Here is a 19,584-nt window from a genome sequence, read left to right on the forward strand (position 1 = left end):
TTTAAAATTTTTAAATTCTTTGAGATCGATAGTTATTTAGATAGAGGAGGGAAATGGGATTATGAAAATAACAATTGCATTACTAATTAAAATAGTAGCAATAGAATAAATATTGAATTAAGCTTTAAGCTGTATAAAGATGAAATTAAAAAAAATAAACGAAAAGTTACAAGAAGCACTTATCGAAAATGGTTTAACTGAGGCTAATGTGTTGCAGCAAGAAACATTTTCAACTTTGAAAAGTGGTGCCGATTGTATTATCATTTCTAGAAAAGGAAGCGGAAAAACGACTACAATTGTTCTAAATGTAATTCAGCAATTAGCCAAAGAAACAGAGGAGTCTCCGCGTGCTCTGATAATTGTTGAAGACAAAGCGAAGGTTCTAGAAATGGAAGAACTTTTTGAGAAGTATGGAAAACACAGTGATTTACAGGTGTATGGCGTGCATGATAAAGGTGATATGGAATACGATAAAAATTATATCTCTACCGGTGTTGACGTACTAATAGGAACGCCAAATAAGTTAAGCGAGATGTTTACAACAGCTGGATTTAATGTAAATCGTTTAAAAATGTTTATCTTAGATGATGCCGATCCTATTTTGAAACTGCGTCATGAAACTAAAATTATGCGTATTTCAAACAGTATTAATAAAACGCAACGTGTTATTTTTTCTGATGTTCTTACAGATCGGATTGAAATTTTGGCTGATAAAATGCTGTTAGAGCCCTTTGTTTTCGACATGAATGAGGATGAGGATGCTTTTGAGGATGATGATGACAATTTAGAAGCTTAAAATATTATAAATCAATAAAAAATAACAAAATGGGACTAATGAAAGTTTTTTCGGGAAGTGAAATTCTAGCAATGGCTTTGCAACAAAAAATTGAAGCAATTGGTGTAGATGTAGTAGTGAAAAATAACATACAATCCGCTCGATTAGGAGGTTTTGGAAATACAGATCTAGCAGTGGAGTTGTTCGTTCAAGAAACAGAATTTGCAAAAGTAAATCCAGTTATAGAAGATTTTAGAATGAGTATCTAAGTCCAAAAAACAATTGCTAAAATAAGTAAATGAAATATAAAATGTTGGTTCTAGACATGGATGACACCTTGTTAAATGATGACCATGAAATTTCAAAAGAGAATAAAGAAATGTTGTTTAAGGCGCAGGAATTAGGAGTTTATGTTGTGTTAGCTTCTGGCAGACCTACGTTAGCGATGATTGCCTTTGCCAAAGAGTTGAATTTACACAGTAATAATTCATTTATGTTATCTTTCAACGGAGCTGTAATTACAGACTTGAAAGAAGATAAAGTATTGTTTGAGCAAACGTTAACGCAGCAACAAATACATGAATTATATGATTACAGTTTAAAAAGTAAAACGCATATTATTACTTACATAGACGATGCCATTTTGAGTGAAACTGATTCTGAATACATTGAGATTGAGAAAACTATCACTGGATTAAAGCATCGTAAAGTACCAAGTTTTAAAGACGCCGTAACTAAATCAGCTGTAAAATGTATATTGTTAGAAGAACCTACGTATCTCAAAAAAATTGAAGCCGAATTAAAATTATTTATGCCGCATTTAAGTGTTTCTATGTCCAAGCCTTTTTTCTTAGAAGTAGCTCAAAACGGAATTGATAAAGCAGCAAGTGTCAAATTCTTAGCAGAGAAACTGGATATATTACAGAGTGAAATTATCGCTGTAGGTAATGCTGGAAATGATTTGTCAATGATAGAATATGCTGGATTAGGTATCTGGGTTGATAACGTAGATCCAGAATTGAGAGATAAAGCTGACGTTATTGTCGCGTCAAATAACAACCATGGTGTTGCTGAAGTTGTAAAGCGATTTATATTGAATTAGAAAGCTGGTTAAAGATGATGAGGATCCGATATTCATGCTAGAAGACAGTGTAAGTATCGGATTTACTATTTAATAAATTTTGTAGCGTTTCGGTTTACTCAATATTAGTTTGTAAATTTGCACACTTAAATTTTTTGACAACGATTTCATTAATTTAAGATTCATTATGGAGAATAGAAAAAAAGTTGCCTTTTACACGCTTGGTTGTAAACTAAATTTTTCGGAAACCTCGACAATTGCTCGTTCAATTGAAGGAGAAGGATTTGATCGTGTCGATTTTGAAGAAGTTGCTGATATGTATATAATTAATACGTGTTCAGTAACTGAAAATGCAGACAAACAATTCAAGCAAATTGTAAAAAAAGCAATGAAGCTAAATGATAAAGCATTTATCGCTGCTGTAGGCTGTTATGCGCAATTAAAACCAGAAGAACTTGCTGCTGTAGATGGTGTCGATTTAGTTCTTGGTGCCACCGAAAAATTTAAAATCACTGATTATATTAATGATTTGTCCAAAAATGATATGGGCGAGGTACATTCTTGTGAAATTTCCGAAGCTGATTTTTATGTGGGCAGTTATTCAATTGGTGATAGAACACGTGCTTTTCTGAAAGTGCAAGATGGGTGTGATTATAAATGTACGTACTGCACCATCCCATTAGCCAGAGGAATTTCGAGAAGTGATGAATTACAAAATGTATTAAAAAATGCTAAAGATATTTCCGCTCAAAACATTAAAGAAATAGTTCTTACTGGCGTTAATATTGGTGATTACGGAAAGGGAGAGTTTGGGAATAAAAAACATGAACATACTTTTCTCGAATTAGTTCAGGAATTAGATAAAGTAGAAGGAATCGAGCGTTTAAGAATTTCGTCCATTGAACCCAATTTATTAAAAAACGAAACAATTGAGTTTGTTTCTAAAAGTAGGACTTTTGTTCCGCATTTTCATATTCCGTTGCAATCTGGTAGTAATGCTATTTTGAAGTTGATGAAACGTCGTTATCAAAGGGAAGTTTATACTGAAAGAGTGAATAAAATACGCGTGGTGATGCCGCATGCTTGCATAGGCGTGGATGTTATTGTTGGTTTTCCTGGTGAAACCGATGAACATTTCTTAGAGACTTATAATTTTCTAAACGAAATGGATATATCCTATTTACATGTTTTTACCTATTCAGAACGTGATAATACGGAAGCTGTAAATATGGAAGGAGTTGTTGCTGGTAATGTTCGAGCAAAACGAAGTAAAATGATGCGTGGATTGTCGGTTAAAAAACGTCGTGCTTTCTATGAAAGTCAATTAGGAAGTAACAGAACGGTGCTTTTTGAAAGTGAAAATAAGGAAGGATATATTCATGGCTTTACAGAGAATTATGTAAAAGTAAAAACACCATGGAATCCAGAATTAGTAAATACTTTACACCACATCAATCTAACTAAAATAGATGAAGATGGTAGTGTACGGATGGAGTTTATAAAAGAGTTGGTTTAAAATACATTTTCTTAAATAACAAAACCCCTTGTAATTAAGGGGTTTTGTTATTTAAGAATTTATACACTTAAGGATTTGTTGACCAAATGCTACTATTTTTAATAAACACTCTTCGGTTTAATTTAAGTTGAGCAATGATCAGTTCAGCCATATCTTCGGCTTGCATTACTTTGTCAGGATTTCCATCGGTAAGATTTAATTCCTTAGCCATATTAGTTGCAACTGTGCTTGGCGTCAAAGCGGTTACACGAATGTTATGTTTACGCACTTCTTGCATCAATGAATCAGTCAAGCCTAAAACAGCAAATTTTGAAGCACTATAAGCACTTGTCAAAGCATTTCCGCTTAACCCAGCAGTTGATGAAATATTAATAATGTCACCTACTTGTCTTTCAATCATATTAGGTAAAACGGCACGAGTAACATAATACGTTCCCATTAAGTTTACTTGGATAATGTTTTCCCAGGCTGCAGGCTCTAATTCTAAAAATTTTCCAAAAGCAGCAATTCCAGCATTGTTGATTAAGATGTCGATTGTCTTAAATTGAGTTAGTGCTTTTTCAACTGCTGAATTCACAGAATTTAAATCTGCAACGTCAGCAACTACAGTTAGTGTTTTTACTCCTAAACCATTTATTTCGTGCGCCACTTCATCTAAATCAGATTGCGTTCTCGCTAATAAAATAACATTAACACCTTCTTTTGCTAATGCTATGGCAATTGCTTTCCCAATCCCTTTTCCAGCACCAGTAACTAATGCATTTTTATTTTTTAAATCGTTCATAACTTTTTTTTGTAATGATAGTATGCGAAGTTATAAAATTTGTTTTTTTTAGATGTTAAACAAAAAACAAAAAAGTATTAACTTTTACCTTTATAAATAGTAAGTTCATTGAAATTTTAATTCAATAAAATTTATGTAGAATTCTGTAACACTATTGCTTAAAAAATATTCATTTTTGTCACTTACATTTTTACAAAAGTGAGATTGAATTATGATCGCTAGAATTTACCCAAAGCCATTCTTCTTATAATTTAAAACTAATCTACAAAAATTCTTATGAAAAAAATTACGCTGTTCTTAAATATTAGTATTTTATTACTTTTAATTTCTTGTAAAAAGCAAGAAAAAATCGAATCAACAATAGTTGTCGAGCCAGTTGCCGTTAAGGAAAGAATTGAGCCTAAAAAGCGATCTTTTCACATGGAAAGTGCAAAAGAGTGGTTAGCAAAAAACAACAATGATAGCACACAAGCTACGCTCGCTTATGCAATAAATAGAACGGATGCAGCTAATTTTAAAAAAATGGATTCAGTTGTTGTAGCGGATGATTGGAATGGTGACATTGAATTTTACATGCCATTTCCGCTTGAGGTTTCCGCATTGGAAAAAATTAATAAAATCGTGTACTTTTCATACCCTACTCAAACATTTGCCGCCTATGAGAAAGGACAACTAATTTACACTGGGCCAACAAATATGGGAAGAGAAAAGGACAAAACGCCTATCGGGCTTTTCTTTACCAATTGGAAAGCGGAAGAAACAATAAGTACTTTTGACGATGAGTGGGAATTACGTTGGAATTTTAATATTGCAAATAAATTAGGTGTTGGATGGCATCAATACAGCTTGCCAGGTTATCCTGCTTCTCATTCTTGTCTACGACTTCAGGAAAATGATGCAATCAAGCTGTATACATGGGCTGAACAGTGGGTATTGTCAGATCCACAAACGGTTAAAGTAAAAGGAACTCCAGTAATTGTATTTGGAGCTTATGATTTTAAAGCTGCTAAACCATGGTTGTCATTGGTAAATAATCCAAAAGTGTTAGACATTTCTGAAAGCGAAATTGAAACAGTAACCAAACCTTTTTTGTACAGCATATTAAAAGAACAAAAAATTAGACAAGATTTTCAAAACGTTAGTAAATAGTATTATTATTTATTGTCCAACTTATATATCAATCGAAAATAAGTTCTTAAAGTTCGTAATATTATATATCTTGAAAATTACTCCTATCAAATTATCAGTTGATTATTACTTCATCAATTGTGAAATAATAGTATAATAAATTTAAAAGGGACATTGCAGAAATTTTATTATGAAATTATCTCTGATAATAAAAACAAAAAACTCCTGAATTTCAGGAGTTTTGCATTTAGTCGAATTTATTTTTTATATAGTATTTACCATCTAAGTCTTCATCAAACTCATCAATTTTGACAGGTTTTGGCTTTGGCTTAAGAGATAATGCTTTCTTTTTCCACATTTCAAATTTTTCTGCAGGCATCTTCTTTTTCATGATCTCCAGAATCTCTTTTTCTGCTAGACCATATTCCTTTTTGATTGTTTCAAAAGGATTTTTTTCTTCTAAAGCCATCTTAACAAGTTTTTCTGTTTGCTCCCAGTTTAATTCTTTTCGGTTACTCTTTTTCATCACGTGAAAATTAATTCAAATAAGTTGTTAGTGATTAATAATTTACATTTTTTATTTGATACCAATATTAAGAAAAAATTAGTTAAATCTATTCAAAACGTAAATTTTTTTATCTTTTTTATGCGTTTTATTTTTATGTTGGTTTTTGAAAGGGTATTTTCAATAAATTCTTCAAATTGTTATGCTGTTTTAAATCAGGATGCGTGTCAACGCCATAAATTATTTTTTCTCTTGGTAGCGTCATAAATGTTCCAAACATTCTATCCCAAATTGAAAATATATTACCGTAATTACTGTCTGTGAAGGGTAGCACATGATGGTGATGTACTTTATGCATATCTGGCGATACTATAAAATAACTCATTATCGTATCCATTTTTTTTGGAAGTGAAATATTCGCGTGATTGAATTGTGACGCAATCACAGATAGACTTTGGTACAAAAAAACCAGCCACATTGGACTTCCAATTATTAAAACTCCTAAAGCTGTAAATGTGAATCGTATTATGCTTTCGCCAGGATGATGTCTGTTAGCAGTTGTGGTATCAATCCAAGTATCAGTGTGATGAATCAAATGAAACCGCCACAAAATTTTCACTTTATGTTCTACTAGATGTACTAAATATGCAGCAATTAGATCTAGTAAAAGAAGTCCTATTAGCGCGTAGAGCCAAATTGACATTTGAGGTAACCATTGTAAAATTCCAAAATTGTTAATAACTGAAAAATCAGCGATCTTTAATAAAATAAAAGCCAGTAAAAAATTGACAACTATAGTAGTTAAAGTAAAAAAAACATTGATTCCAGCATGTTGCCACTTTTTGTATTTAAAATTGAATAAAGGATACGCATTTTCAATTAACCAAAATAAAGTGATTCCACCAACAAGGATGATACTTCTGTGGGAAGACGGTATACTTGAAAAATAATTTATAATTTCGTTCATATTCAAAAATAATTAAACCAAATATAATAATTTTTATCTAAAATTTATCGTATCAATCTGAAAGTGAGGTTTATTCTAGGATTTATAGGTTTTGCTGTTTTTGGTATTTGGTGTTTCCAGAAATGTTGTGTCGTTCCTTTCATCAACAGGAAACTTCCATGTTCTAATATTATACTTTTTTTTAGGGTCTTATCGCTATTGTGTTTTAATTGAAAAGTGCATTGAGCACCAAAACTGATTGAAGCAATTATTGGATTTATTCCTAATTCTTTTTCATTATCAGCATGCCAACCGTTGCTGTCTTTGCCATCTCGATATTGATTCAATAAAACTGTACTAAAATTAGTTTGTGCATAGCTTTCAACATCTGCTTTTAACTGTTGTAATAAAGAATTCCAAGGATGTGGTTGCATTTTAATATTGGAGTAGGAATAGGAAAGTCCTTCATTTCCATACAAAGCAGTCAGCCGCGGTTGCGGATATACTTTTCCATAAACTTTTATATCATCTTGTTGCCAAAGAATTTCTTGTTGCAGTTGTAAGTAGATAGAATCAGCGGTTTCTTGATTGTAAAAATTGGGAAAATAAATAATTTCGGCATCTGGTAAGTCAAATACAACTGGCTCGGAGGCATAATCAAATAGCGATTTCATATCATTATGTATATTGGTAAGCCCAGTAAATCAAACCTAATTGCAAAGGCATTCGTAAAAGTAAAACCCATTTTGGCAAACCCATTCCCGCTTTTTTATCAAAATACATGTATAAATGTGTTGGAAAAATGGCCGCAAGTAAAGCAATTACGCCCCAGGCCGCAAAATTAGAAAGCGAAGGAATAATAAGTGCTATTCCTAAAATCATTTCAGCAGCGCCGCTAATTATGTTTAATAGTTTAGGATTTGGAAAATAAGGAGGAATGATTTTTATATAAATTCGTGGATTTCTAAAGTGATTTACTCCTGCGACGAAGTAAATCAAAGCCATAATATATAAGTGCGAAGGAAAATTCATAAAAAGTTATTTCATACGAATTTATGAAAAATGAATAGGATTACTGGCGCTAATTCATAATTTTTATTTCATCATAATTGTTGTTGATTGCTTGAAATTAATGTTCATAATAACTATCGCAAAAATTATTAAAACAATACCAAACCATTGTAATGCAATAACTGATTCATTTAGTAAAGTGTAAGCCATCATAACTGAAACTGGTAACTCAATAGCTGAAACAATACTACCAAGCCCTATTCCAGTCAATGGAAATCCAGCATTTAAAAGCATAGGTGGAATAATTGTGCCAAATAAAGCTAAGATTATTCCCCATTTAGCAAAAATTTCAAAATTAAAAGGAGTTACTTGAGTGATTAGTGCAAAACTAAAAACAATAACTGAACCTCCTAAAAGCATATACAAACTTCTTTGTGCGGATGAAATGCCAGTTGCAACTTTATTAGCGGTAAACATAGTTGTAGTAAATGATGTTGCCGCTAATAAGCCAAATAGAATTCCTACCGGCCAGTTTATAGTGGCGTCGTTAAAATCAATTTTAAAGATGTTTATTGCTAGCGCTGTTCCTATTAAAACGATAAATACGGAAATTATTTTTTGTAATGATGGTGCTTTTTTATCTAAAAGCCATTCCAGTAAAACACCCATCCAAACTGTTTGCATCAATAAAACAATTCCTATTGAAACAGGAATATATTTAACGGCTAAATAATAGAAGAGGCTTGTCATTCCTAGTGAAGTTCCTGCTAGCATTAAGTGAAATATATTTTTTTTAGACGCTTTAACCGCGGTGTTTTTATTTTTTATTTTTTGGAATAAATTTAAAAGTAATAAACCTATAATTCCATATATAAACTGGGAAGTAGTTACTTCAGCTGTTGTAAATCCGTCATCGTAAGCAAGTTTTACAAAGGTGGCTAACATACCATAACTAGTAGCGCCAAATCCCACTAAGAAAACTCCCTTCAATACATTGTTTTTTGTCATTTTTTCAATTTTAAAAAGCGGGCAAAGATAGACTATAGTTGTTACTAATGAATCATAAACTTCTAGTTAATTTGAGTGTACTATTTTATTAATAATGAACGAGGAGCATTTGAATAAATCTGAAAATAACTTTGTATTATCTGATACACAATTATAATTTAGGAAAAGTAATGCTGTTCGCTGTAACATTTTAGTCAATAGCGAGTCTATATAGATATCAAAATATAGATAATGAAATATAATTATTGGTTTGTTTTCCTTGTTATAATTCTTGGATTAACATTAAAAGCTCAAGAAACGCCTGTAAAAGCAGTTGAATTAAATGAAGTTGCAATTGTCAAAGTTAAAAAGGCGATTGAGCAAAAGGCAGATCGCACCATATTTGATTTTGCAAACCAGCCGAGTCTAAATTCAGGTTCAGTGATGGAAGGAATCAAAAAATTACCAGGATTAATCGCTTCAGATGTTGCAGGAATGATGTATCAAGGAAAACAATTAGAAGTTTTCATGGATGGTAGACCCTTAAATATAACCACTAATGAACTAAATTCCTTTCTGGAGGGAATGCCTGCAAATGCTATTGAAAAAATTGAAATTATAACGCAACCCGGTGCAGAGTTTCCAGCAACTTCAGGTGGTGCAATTATGAATATTATCACTAATGTCAATGCTAAAAAATATCTAAGTGCCACTTACACTAATAGTACAAATGTTACAAACTACGACAAATTGCGATACAGAGTGAGTAATAGCTTATTATTAAATGCTAAAAACAAGTATTTTGGATGGCAATTAAATCTAGGTCAAAGTTATAACGAAACTGCAATTTGGACATCGGTAAATAAAACTGAAAATGATGCAAACTCATTAATTTCTCAAACAAATGCTAGTCGGACAGGTCGAAACAGTTTTATTAAATCAGCAGTTAATTTTGATATTGGTTCAGACAGATTATTATTTAATTACGATTTAAATTACAGCAACAATAATAGCAACACGCTGGGAAATGGACCAGGTTTCAACACTAATGATGATTCGTTTACTGATGCTTTGCGCCAAGATTTTGTAGTAACGTATCAAAAAAAGTTTGAGGATAAAGCTAAAAAATTAGACTTAAAATTCAATTTTAACAATAATCAAAATGACTTTATCCTCAATTCTAGAATCACGAATGCTGATATTTTAGACAATGCATCAAAGCAACAATTGTATAATGCTAAAGTGGATTATACACAACCGCTAGAATTTTCAGATGAAGGCAAATTAAGTTTTGGCGGATTATTTGAAGCGTTATTATTTGAGGCTCAAAATATGAATGTAATCAATCTAGATTATCAACGCAAAACAACGGCGGCTTATGGTGAAATACAGACTAAATTTAGTAAGTTTAATTTTATAGTAGGTGGTAGGGCAGAAGATTACAATATCAGCGGTAAAACGAATACCGCTACTTTAATTCCGTTTAAGCAATTTCGTTTTTTTCCAAATGCTAGTGCACAATATAATTTCAGTAGTTCAATATATTTTAATGTTAACTACAATAAAAAGATTAGTTTACCTAGTACGTCAGCATTAAATCCCAACAATACAAATTACCAAAATCCAAATGTTGAGTACTCCGGAAATCCTAATTTGCAACCTACAATCTTTGATAATTATGAAGTGAAATTAAGTGCTTTTGACTATGCATTTATTGGTTACAATTTAAGTTCAGCTAAAAATCAAGTGGTGAATAGAGTTTTACTTAATAATAATGTTGTGCTCAACACAAGTATAAATGTACCTGAAATCAAAATTCATAATTTCAATGTCGGGCTGCCTATTCCTTATATGCTATTTACAAAAGGACTTGCTGAAACTATGAAAATGAATGTTAATCCAGACACGATGAACTTTTTGTATGTTTATGCAGGTTATCAATTTCACCAAATTCCAGAAATTGACACTAATGGTTTTTGGATGTTTAATTTTATGTCACAAATTGTATTACCTAAAAAAATAAAGTTTGTAGCTAATTTTAATTATATCGTTCCTAAGGGGAATTATTTTTACTTTATTGCCGAAAAGCCATTTAGAAACACACTTGATTTAACGCTTTCTAAAAAGTTTTTCAAAGATCAAGTTTCGGTTTCTGTAACTGCAGATGATGTACTCAATTCTACAAGATCTGTGTTTAGTTCTGTAAATACTCCTTTATTACTTTTTAATAAAAATGATACGCGCCGATTTGGATTCAGCATTAATTATAAAATTCCAACCAGAAATAAATTAGCATCTGAAGATCCAAGCTTGTTAAATAAAGAAAAGAAAGAAGAAGGCGATATTCCTTTAAATCAGTAAAAATTATTTCATTGGATATTTATGATAGGTGTATGTTAACACGTAAAAGATTTGTCATCAACATAAGATTTACACTCAACAAATATGTATCATCATTTTTTTGAAGTTAAATATCTGAGAATAGTAGTGCAACTTGAATTAAAATTTTTGATGTAAGCTTTTTGATGATGCATAGTAATAAGTGCTTGTGAAAATAACAACTGTAATCAAGAATCTTTAAAAAAGTCCCTGTAAAGCTTTGTTTTTAATTCCTATTTTAGTGTAATCAAAATCCAATTTATTTTTTAACAAACTAGCATAAACGCTTCTAAAATCAATTTCATGTTTCAAGTCTCCTTGATCTAAATCCGAAAGATTTGGATTGCTACCAATAATTTTTCCTTTGTTATTTCCACCAATAATAAACATAGGTGCGGCGGTTCCATGATCTGTGCCTTTGCCATTATCTTTTACTCGTCTACCAAATTCTGAAAAAACCACGATTGTTACATTTTGTAATATTGAAGCTTTCTTTAAATCAGTATAAAAGCTAAAAAGTGCATCATTCAACTCCGATAATTTATTGTTTTGAATTTGGAGTTGGTTATCATGCGTATCAAAGCCATTGAGAGAAGTATAATATACTTTTGAATTCAAATTCCTTTTAATTAAACGTGCAATCCAGGCAAGATTTGTAGCTAAACCAGTTTTGGGATAACTAATTTCTAAGTTTGATTTGGCAAGTGCTTTTTGGATTTCATCTGAGCCTTCAACTACTGAATTGGCAATTTTTCGAACAAAATCTAATTGAGGATTAGTGGATAAAATACCTTGTTCTTCTTTTTGATTTTTGGTTTTAAATACATTTGGATTTTTTACCGTTATTGAGTTTGGCTCTAGTCCTTTTAAAGCTAGATTATCAACATTGTCTATATTTATTCCTGCGGTAGGTTGATGGTCGTGACATTGCAAATCTAAATATCTTCCAAGCCAACCTTCATTCAAATATTTATTAGAATCTGAAGCAGTTTGCCAAATTTCCTGACTTCTAAAGTGCGAGCGATTGGGTTCAGGATAACCTACATTTTGTACAACTGACAAATCGCCGTTTTGCTGCATTTCAGCAAATCCTTTCAAGGCAGGATGAAAAGCCATACCATTATTTTTACCTAAAACCACATCTTTTGCTAAGGAAATTTTTGGTCGCAAATTATAATACAAAGGGTCGCTAAATGGAACAAAGGTATTTAATCCGTCATTTCCGCCACTTAATTGGACGAAAACTAAACATTGATCTCCACTAATTAAATTCTTTTGTGTACCAAAAGCATGCAGAAAGTCAGGCAAAAGCAACGAACCGCCAGTGAATGTTCCGGTCAAGGTCAAAAAGTTTCTTCTATTCATTTTTTTGAATCTTAAAATTAAATTAACTGGTATTCGGGCATTTTAACCATAGTATTAAATAATCTTAGCACAACTTGATTGGCATTTTCAGCGTTTGGATTAAAATCATATTTTAAAATCATTTCAAAATCTTTTTGTGTCGATTCATCAACATCGCATAACAAGCGATCTTTTAATTCTGCTATTATTTGTTTATTATTTCCGCTTTTGCTCCAATTAACGCTAATCTCATTTTTGTTAAATGTCTCAGTACTCCTATTATCAGTTGCTTTATGTGATTTTCTATTTAAGCTTCGTCCGCTACATAATAAATCAGCAACATTAGTTCTTTGTAAAAAAATTTGTGACGTAAGCCATGAATTACCACCTGCCCAACCTTTTACATTGGGCTGATTAAATAAGTCCATTCCTTGTTCTTTTAAAAAATTTGCAATAAGTTTATAATTGGGTTTTTCAATTTGAAGATCTGAAAATAACTGTATTGCAAATTCTAATGGGTTTTTAATCTTAGAACCGGCATTCGGTTTAGAAAATTCATCTGTAAAAATTTTTACTAATAGCGGTTGAATTTCAAAATTCATCTTTCTAAAATAATCACCATAATAGCTCACTAGCTCTTCAGTAGGATTATCATAAATAAACCATTGCAAAATTTTCCTGGTGATCAAATGAGGAATTTCTTTTTGTTCGAAAATAATGTCTACTAAATCATCAACTTTGAAATTTCCAGTTTTCCCAAAATAGTTTTTATTTTCATTGTCTTCAAGAAAACGGCGGTATTGTGCTCCATCATCTCCAATTCCTAATCCAGCAAGTGCTCTAGCACCATTTTTAATATCATCCTCACTGTAATTACCAATTCCTAAAGTAAATAATTCTAATAACTCTCGACTTAAATTTTCGTTATTTTTACCTTTTTTATTGTCCACATTGTCCAGATAGCGAACCATGGCATTACTCTTCAGTATTTTTTTTGTCAACTCTTTATAATTACCAAAAGCATTTTCTTGAAGGATTTGATGATGTTGATAGATGTAATGATTGACTCTTACTTTTTGATAGGTCGAAACAAAATGATTATGCCAAAAACAAGTCATCTTTTCTCGAAGTGGAAATTCTTCTGTCATTATTGTTTCTATCCACCACGATTTCATTTCTTGTGAAACCTTTGCTTCAGTAATTCGCAATTGCTTTCTAGCTTCTGGGTTATCTTCCTTAAAATGAAGTCTAATCGTTTTAAAATCAGCAAAATTTTTCGGACTCTTTTCAAGGAAAACAGGAATCTGTTCCCGAGTTTTTGCTTGAAAAGATCTTTGAAGAAAATTTTCTAAACCTACATTTTTAATTACTATTGCTTGTTTGCTTGAGAAACCAAGACGTAAAGACCAGAGTATTTGAACATCCATATTAGTATGAATTGAGTGAAATAAAAAATCGATTCAATTTTTTAATCTATTGCAATAATTAGCGATTGTTAGTTTAATTGCTCTAAACTGTTAATATGACTTTTTAACTTTAAAAAGGTTTAGTTTAGTTGTGCAAAATTGTTAAAATATTTAATTTAATAGACATAATTTCGATTAGCTCAATAATTTTTAACTAAAAGTTAAATGTTATGACAGCTATCAAAAAAAAGTCCTACAATACTATTTGTAGGACTTTCGTAATTACTATTTGTTCATAAAATGATAATTTTTTCGCTTTCTTTCAAAGACAACAAATTATCGTTTTCACTTAAATATGGTTTGGGAAATAATTATTTTGTATCTAAAGCAATGTCATCATCTAACTCCACAATAATTTCATTTTTTCGATTGAAAACTTCAAATGGTGCATTATAGCCTAAATAATAAAAACGATTGGTGTATTTTATACCTTCTTTCTGTAATGCTGTTATCAATTCCTGCTTGTATTTTTCTATTTTTTCATCATCAGCCCAACCACCAAAGCCAATTGCAGCAACGGTTTTTGCCGGCTCCTCTGTAAATTTGATTTGGGATTCGTTAGGTTGAGGGAGCGTTTCTTTATTAAATTTTTTTGGCACCATAAACATCATTGTAGTCGAATCTCCCAGCGACATTGCTACTGGAGAAGTCATAGCTATTTTTTCGTTTTTTTTATTTCCACCAAAAATATATCCAGCTAAAACAGAAAATCCTTTTCTAGAAGATTCCTTGTACTTGTTTCCGGACATATTTACAGCGGTAAATAAAGTGGCTTCGTAACTTCTTATTTCGAAATCTTTATATTTTTTATCTAACTTGTAAGGATATGTCTCAATATTTCTTTGTCCATTGATGAAAAATATTTGCACGCCGATGAAGACTACTGCAGCAATACCGAGAATTATATATATGATTTTCATGATTTTATTTTATACTCTAAGGTACAATAAAAATTTAGATCTGGTAAAAAGGATGATTCAGAATTTTTTTGAGTTAATAATGAAATGATTTGTTTTATGTAGTAATATTCTAAAAATCTTATTTTGCGCATGCTCTATGTTTTAGTTTGGTTTATAATTCTGTAATAGAATGTTAGCGTTGTCTAAAACTTTCAAATGCTTCACCGGATAGTTAGGAGCATTAATAGAGCTATTTTAATTTAAGATTTTAAAATCAAATGCTAGTTTTTTTGTCTGAATTAGAGCGCGCCAGTTGATGAAAAATAAACAGAATAACATCACAAAGCCTAAAATAAAACTAGCAATTGACTGCCATGAAAAAATGTTATCGATGATGTTTTGTTGGTTATCAGATGCAAATTTTCCTAAATGAAGTGCAATAGAATCGCTCGTAAACTTTCCTATCAAGAATGGCGCGATGATGTAAAGTGGTTTGATTTTTGAAATTCCTGCTCCTAAAAAAAGTGGGGTGGTTGGTAAAGGCAACAATGAATAAGCAAGTACAACTAAAATTCCTTTCCATTTATTTTCATTCATTTTATCTCCAAGAAATTTGATATCCTCATTTCTAGATTGTTTTAAATATTTCACAGCCATTAACGGCGCATATAAAAGAAGAATATAGCGGCCTAAAACTGATCCAGCGACTCCAATAATTATGACCGACCAAACATTTAAGTCAAATAGAATCTGAAAAAACACCATAATTGTGAATGCTGGTGCAAAAGGAAAAGGTACAATATCAAATAATAATGCACCCAAAAAAACTAATAGATAATGCCACCACATATTTTTTTAAATGTATTTGAAGTGTGAACTAAATTGTTACTAAATTGAGATTTTTGGGCTAAACACTCAAAATCAAAACTACAATTAATTTTAAGATAAAGAAGTGATTTTTAGCTTTTCACTTTCAATAGTAGCTGTGTCTCAACAATAATTGTCACAGTTCAATACTGCAATGTGTAATCGTCTAAACTTTTTTACAAATCTTCATCCTAAAAAATTAATTTGTGTTTAAAGGGCTTAGCTCTTCATTGGCAGCTGTTTCAGGTTTAAAGGTATTTTAGAATAGAAAAATTCTTAATTACGAACCGGGAATTTTCCATCAGTTGATAAAATAGCATAACCAAAATTGTCCGACCATCCTGATTTTAGAGGCAATAATTTTCTGGTATGCCCTTCTCTCAACATGCCAACTTTTTCTAAAACTTTTATTGAGCCGCCATTTTCAACTGCGCAACCGGCTTCAATTCGATGAAGATTTAAATGATTAAAACCAAATTTCAGTATTTCCTCTAATGCTTCTGTTGCAAAACCGTTGTTCCAAAATTTTGGGTTGATCTTAAACCAAACTTCGGCATTTTTATATTTCGCTTTTCCCATATTGATTCCAATTAATCCAATAAATTCATGGCTGTTTTGTAATTCTATCGCGAAAGTATAGCGCTCGATAACTTCTTTATTATTTTCTACAATCCAATTTTTAAGTAACAGTTGCGTTTCCTCTATATTTTCAGGAATTCCTAACGTATTATATTTATCAACTTCAACTAAAGAATGTAAAACATGAATATTTTCAGCATCTATTTTTATTACTAATCTCAAAATTAATCGTTCATTTTTAAGTATAACATTGTTCATTTATAATTTTTTGGTTTTTAAGAAATTTTTTTAAGAAATTTTTATTGTTCGAAACACGCAAAACATTTGTTAATTAAAATAGATCTCCAAAGTAAGTAGAATTGATTGACAATCGATAAAAAATTTTAAGTTGTAAGTGTGCTTAGAAGTGAAAGTTATGAATTTTAAAGAATTGGTAAAGAAATAAATTTAACTTAATAAAATTGATAATACAACAAATCGGTTTATTCAAATTTCGTAAATCTATAAATAGTGATGGTATTTAATAAGATAGTTATTAAGAAGGGTGTCAATATTTTTCTCAGAAAAAGCTTTGGTCTGTAGTGTGTTTAAAGTTGTCAAGACATTTTTTTTTAGCCTTCGCTATGTCAAAAGCTATAAAATGGAAACCTTTTCTTGATTTAATTAATTTCTATTTTAAAATATTTCTTCCGTAACCAAAATGAGATTCGCACTAACAATATCAGAGCAGGAACTTCAACTAAAGGACCGATTACACCTGCAAACGCTTGGCCTGAATTTAAACCGAACACTGCAATAGCAACTGCAATTGCCAATTCAAAATTATTTCCTGTTGCTGTAAAAGCTACTGATGCTGTTTTATCATATTCAGCACCCAATGCTTTAGTAACGAAAAAAGAAATGAAGAACATTAAAATAAAATAAATGAGTAGTGGAACTGCAATTATTAAAACGTCCATTGGAATTTCTACGATTAATTCGCCTTTTAATGAGAACATGATCACGATCGTAAATAAAAGCGCAAGTAATGTTAATGGAGAAATAGCTGGAATAAATTTTTGATTGTACCATTCCCTACCTTTTTGTTTTACTAAAATCCATCGGCTTACAATTCCCATTACAAACGGAATTCCTAAATAAATAGCTACACTTTCAGCAATTGTACTAATCGAAATAGTAACTATAGCGCCTTCAAATCCAAAATATGGTGGCAGAACAGTTATAAAAATCCAAGCATAAAAACTATACGCGAAAACTTGGAAAATGCTATTTAAAGCAACTAAACCTGCTCCATACTCGCTGCTTCCCTCTGCAAGATCATTCCATACTAAAACCATTGCTATACAACGAGCCAAACCTATTAGAATAAGTCCAACCATATATTCAGGGTAATCGCGTAAAAATGTGATTGCCAAAATAAACATCAAAATAGGTCCAATTATCCAGTTTAGAACTAATGATACGGATAGGATTTTTGTATTATTAAAAACTTTTGGTAAAAGAGTATAATTTACTTTGGCTAAAGGGGGGTACATCATTACAATCAAACCTATTGCAATGGGAATATTAGTTACTCCGCTAGTGAATGAATTTATAATTTTAGGAAATGTTGGAATAAAATAACCAATTCCAACACCAACAGCCATTGCAATAAAAATCCATATCGTTAGATTTCTATCAAGAAAACTTAATTTTTTTGATGCCATTTTATAGATTCATAATTCTTTTAACAACAATTTCCGTCTGGGGAACAGCAAGGTTCATCATCTAACTCCTTTCTTTGAATTTTTAGTTTTTCTGAGGGAATTCCGCATTGATCTTGTGCCAAACAATTTGTTTGTTTAGAGGTTAACACAAAATTACTTCCATTGAAATCAAGTCCAAATTTGCCTATAGTGTCTGCTTGATATTCTACCTCAATTTCTAAATCTCCTATTCCTAAAATTCTCTCTGAAAGTTCAATGATGCCTAACAGTTTTTCTGGATGCAAGCGATGGTTATAATCATTTGCATTCCAAAGTTGAAAGTTTGCGACTTCTTCATTTCTTTCAGTTCCGCCACAATCGACAAAATGTTTTGTGATTTTACCAACTTCTGTTACGTGAAAGTGACTTGGTACTAATGCTCCATTTGGTAATTGGAACGAAATTTTTTTCAACTCGCGTAGTTTGTTTTTAATTTCTGATAGTTTCATATTTTACTTATTACGTTTAATGAGTTCAAATTTTTAACAGCAATCTTTAGTTTGAGGAATGTCTTGATTTAGAAAGTTTAGCATTGTTTCTTTCATTTTTGTCCAATTCTCTGCGTTTATACAGTAACAAACACTTGTACCCTCAACGCTTCCTTTTATTAATCCGAGATGTTTAAGCTCTTTTAAATGCTGCGATATTGTAGGCTGAGCAAGTCCAATTTCATTTACTAAATCGCCACAAACACAAGAGTTTATTTTAAACAAATGTTGCAATATAGAAACTCTCGCAGGATGTCCGAAAACCTTAGCGAAAAGTGCAATTTCATTTTGTTGCCCGGTGAACATTTCTGTTTTTGCCAATCCCATATTCCTTTTATTTATATATTGCAATATTACGATTAATATTTTACAACTAAAAAGTAATTTTATATTACTTTTTAAATAAGTTGTCTTATTTTTTGAATTAATTTTTATTTTAAATAAAAATTATTTTACCGTCTTTAGAACTTAAACGCAATAGAGGATTTATGTAGTATGAGTAAAACTTTTCCAATTCGTAAATCTAACATTTGGTCTCTTTTTTTGGATCCTGCTAACATATTTTTTTATTAAAAGATAGTTATTTCTTACTAAGGTTAAACGATCGTGTTTGTTAGAAGTAGGTATAAGTACGAAGTCAGCGGACTTAGTACAACGTGGGGTTTTATTTTTATAAATTCATGTAAAATTTAGTTTTTGATAGAGCTTATCCTTGGTTACGGCTATTTCCAAATGTACATTTATTGAAAAAGTAATTCTTATACTTCAATTTGTAAAACAGACAATTTACACTGGATAACGGTTTTTGATCAGCGTGGTCCGCCTGAATGGTATCTTGGCGATAGGTAAAGCTTAATTACCTATAAAAAACTTTATGGGTAATGGATTTTATATCCAATCCCGAAGCTTGGAGTGAAGGAATTCACTATAAAAACCATTATGTTTATAATGCAAAAAAAAGAGGCATTTTAGCCTCTTGAAATCCTCCAAATAATTTTACGATAACTCCATAGTGTTGACGGCATGTAATCGGTTCCGTTCAACCGCGGGTTCATTGTTCGTTCTTCGAACGCAACGAAGCATT

Annotated in this window: 20 protein-coding genes; 6 read left to right on the plus strand and 14 right to left on the minus strand. The window is 31.2% G+C overall.

Going from position 1 to position 19,584, the window contains the following annotated elements; all coding sequences use genetic code 11:
* Window positions 1–139 precede the first annotated feature (139 nt).
* From BUA99_RS13315 to mtaB, 4 genes are all read left to right on the plus strand, one after another.
* Window positions 140–796, plus strand: coding sequence for a DEAD/DEAH box helicase (locus BUA99_RS13315; protein WP_072993307.1), 657 nt, complete (start codon window positions 140–142; stop codon window positions 794–796).
* Between the two features lie 29 nt (window positions 797–825).
* The gene (locus BUA99_RS13320; RefSeq protein WP_072993310.1) at window positions 826–1,044 is read left to right on the plus strand and encodes a DUF2007 domain-containing protein; all 219 of its coding nucleotides are present in this window, start codon (window positions 826–828) and stop codon (window positions 1,042–1,044) included.
* Between the two features lie 29 nt (window positions 1,045–1,073).
* Window positions 1,074–1,877 (plus strand): Cof-type HAD-IIB family hydrolase, encoded by an 804-nt coding sequence (locus BUA99_RS13325; protein WP_072993313.1) that lies wholly within the window; start codon window positions 1,074–1,076, stop codon window positions 1,875–1,877.
* Between the two features lie 166 nt (window positions 1,878–2,043).
* Window positions 2,044–3,372, plus strand: a complete 1,329-nt coding sequence (gene mtaB, locus BUA99_RS13330) for a tRNA (N(6)-L-threonylcarbamoyladenosine(37)-C(2))-methylthiotransferase MtaB (protein WP_072993316.1) — start codon at window positions 2,044–2,046, stop codon at window positions 3,370–3,372.
* Window positions 3,373–3,439: 67 nt separating this feature from the next.
* Here the strand turns inward: mtaB and BUA99_RS13335 are convergent, their stop codons facing one another.
* Complete coding sequence (locus BUA99_RS13335) at window positions 3,440–4,156, minus strand: 3-ketoacyl-ACP reductase (protein ID WP_072993319.1); 717 nt, start codon at window positions 4,154–4,156, stop codon at window positions 3,440–3,442.
* Between the two features lie 276 nt (window positions 4,157–4,432).
* On the opposite strand from BUA99_RS13335, the gene BUA99_RS13340 reads away from it, so the two are divergent.
* Window positions 4,433–5,305, plus strand: a complete 873-nt coding sequence (locus tag BUA99_RS13340; protein ID WP_072993322.1) for a L,D-transpeptidase — start codon at window positions 4,433–4,435, stop codon at window positions 5,303–5,305.
* A gap of 226 nt (window positions 5,306–5,531) precedes the next feature.
* Here the strand turns inward: BUA99_RS13340 and BUA99_RS13345 are convergent, their stop codons facing one another.
* The 5 genes from BUA99_RS13345 to BUA99_RS13365 all read right to left on the minus strand — a co-directional run bounded on the left by BUA99_RS13345 (window position 5,532) and on the right by BUA99_RS13365 (window position 8,754).
* Entirely contained in the window at window positions 5,532–5,810 is a 279-nt protein-coding gene (locus BUA99_RS13345; protein WP_072993325.1) for a DUF2805 domain-containing protein, read from the minus strand.
* A gap of 133 nt (window positions 5,811–5,943) precedes the next feature.
* Complete coding sequence (locus tag BUA99_RS13350; protein WP_072993330.1) at window positions 5,944–6,756, minus strand: sterol desaturase family protein; 813 nt, start codon at window positions 6,754–6,756, stop codon at window positions 5,944–5,946.
* A 44-nt stretch (window positions 6,757–6,800) separates the two neighbouring features.
* Complete coding sequence (locus BUA99_RS13355) at window positions 6,801–7,409, minus strand: alpha-ketoglutarate-dependent dioxygenase AlkB family protein (protein ID WP_072993333.1); 609 nt, start codon at window positions 7,407–7,409, stop codon at window positions 6,801–6,803.
* A gap of 4 nt (window positions 7,410–7,413) precedes the next feature.
* Window positions 7,414–7,767, minus strand: a complete 354-nt coding sequence (locus tag BUA99_RS13360) for a DoxX family protein (RefSeq protein WP_072993335.1) — start codon at window positions 7,765–7,767, stop codon at window positions 7,414–7,416.
* A 63-nt stretch (window positions 7,768–7,830) separates the two neighbouring features.
* Window positions 7,831–8,754 carry an EamA family transporter gene (locus BUA99_RS13365; RefSeq protein ID WP_072993338.1) on the minus strand — a complete coding sequence of 308 codons (924 nt, stop codon included), beginning with the start codon at window positions 8,752–8,754 and terminating at the stop codon, window positions 7,831–7,833.
* Window positions 8,755–8,985: 231 nt separating this feature from the next.
* Here BUA99_RS13365 and BUA99_RS13370 point away from each other — a divergent pair, with 231 nt between their 5' ends.
* Window positions 8,986–11,094: a TonB-dependent receptor domain-containing protein gene (locus BUA99_RS13370; RefSeq protein WP_072993341.1), complete on the plus strand. Its 2,109-nt coding sequence runs from the start codon at window positions 8,986–8,988 to the stop codon at window positions 11,092–11,094.
* 216 nt (window positions 11,095–11,310) lie between these two features.
* Here BUA99_RS13370 and BUA99_RS13375 read toward each other — a convergent pair whose 3' ends face one another.
* The 8 genes from BUA99_RS13375 to BUA99_RS13410 all read right to left on the minus strand — a co-directional run bounded on the left by BUA99_RS13375 (window position 11,311) and on the right by BUA99_RS13410 (window position 18,827).
* Entirely contained in the window at window positions 11,311–12,477 is a 1,167-nt protein-coding gene (locus BUA99_RS13375) for a DUF1501 domain-containing protein (RefSeq protein ID WP_072993344.1), read from the minus strand.
* A 17-nt stretch (window positions 12,478–12,494) separates the two neighbouring features.
* Window positions 12,495–13,883, minus strand: a complete 1,389-nt coding sequence (locus tag BUA99_RS13380; RefSeq protein WP_072993347.1) for a DUF1800 domain-containing protein — start codon at window positions 13,881–13,883, stop codon at window positions 12,495–12,497.
* Between the two features lie 350 nt (window positions 13,884–14,233).
* Window positions 14,234–14,842 carry an SOUL family heme-binding protein gene (locus BUA99_RS13385; RefSeq protein WP_072993350.1) on the minus strand — a complete coding sequence of 203 codons (609 nt, stop codon included), beginning with the start codon at window positions 14,840–14,842 and terminating at the stop codon, window positions 14,234–14,236.
* Between the two features lie 234 nt (window positions 14,843–15,076).
* The gene (locus tag BUA99_RS13390) at window positions 15,077–15,670 is read right to left on the minus strand and encodes a hypothetical protein (protein ID WP_072993353.1); all 594 of its coding nucleotides are present in this window, start codon (window positions 15,668–15,670) and stop codon (window positions 15,077–15,079) included.
* Between the two features lie 294 nt (window positions 15,671–15,964).
* On the minus strand, window positions 15,965–16,525 hold the full coding sequence (locus BUA99_RS13395; RefSeq protein WP_072993357.1) for a GNAT family N-acetyltransferase: 561 nt from the start codon (window positions 16,523–16,525) through the stop codon (window positions 15,965–15,967).
* Window positions 16,526–16,926: 401 nt separating this feature from the next.
* Window positions 16,927–17,973: an ACR3 family arsenite efflux transporter gene (gene arsB, locus BUA99_RS13400; protein WP_072993360.1), complete on the minus strand. Its 1,047-nt coding sequence runs from the start codon at window positions 17,971–17,973 to the stop codon at window positions 16,927–16,929.
* A 20-nt stretch (window positions 17,974–17,993) separates the two neighbouring features.
* Window positions 17,994–18,461 carry a DUF6428 family protein gene (locus BUA99_RS13405; RefSeq protein ID WP_072993363.1) on the minus strand — a complete coding sequence of 156 codons (468 nt, stop codon included), beginning with the start codon at window positions 18,459–18,461 and terminating at the stop codon, window positions 17,994–17,996.
* A gap of 33 nt (window positions 18,462–18,494) precedes the next feature.
* A complete protein-coding gene (locus BUA99_RS13410) occupies window positions 18,495–18,827 on the minus strand; it encodes an ArsR/SmtB family transcription factor (protein ID WP_072993366.1) in 333 nt (110 codons plus the stop codon).
* Between the last annotated feature and the right edge of the window lie 757 nt (window positions 18,828–19,584).

It is taken from the genome of Flavobacterium segetis (assembly GCF_900129575.1).
GTDB classification, from domain to species: Bacteria; Bacteroidota; Bacteroidia; order Flavobacteriales; family Flavobacteriaceae; genus Flavobacterium; species Flavobacterium segetis.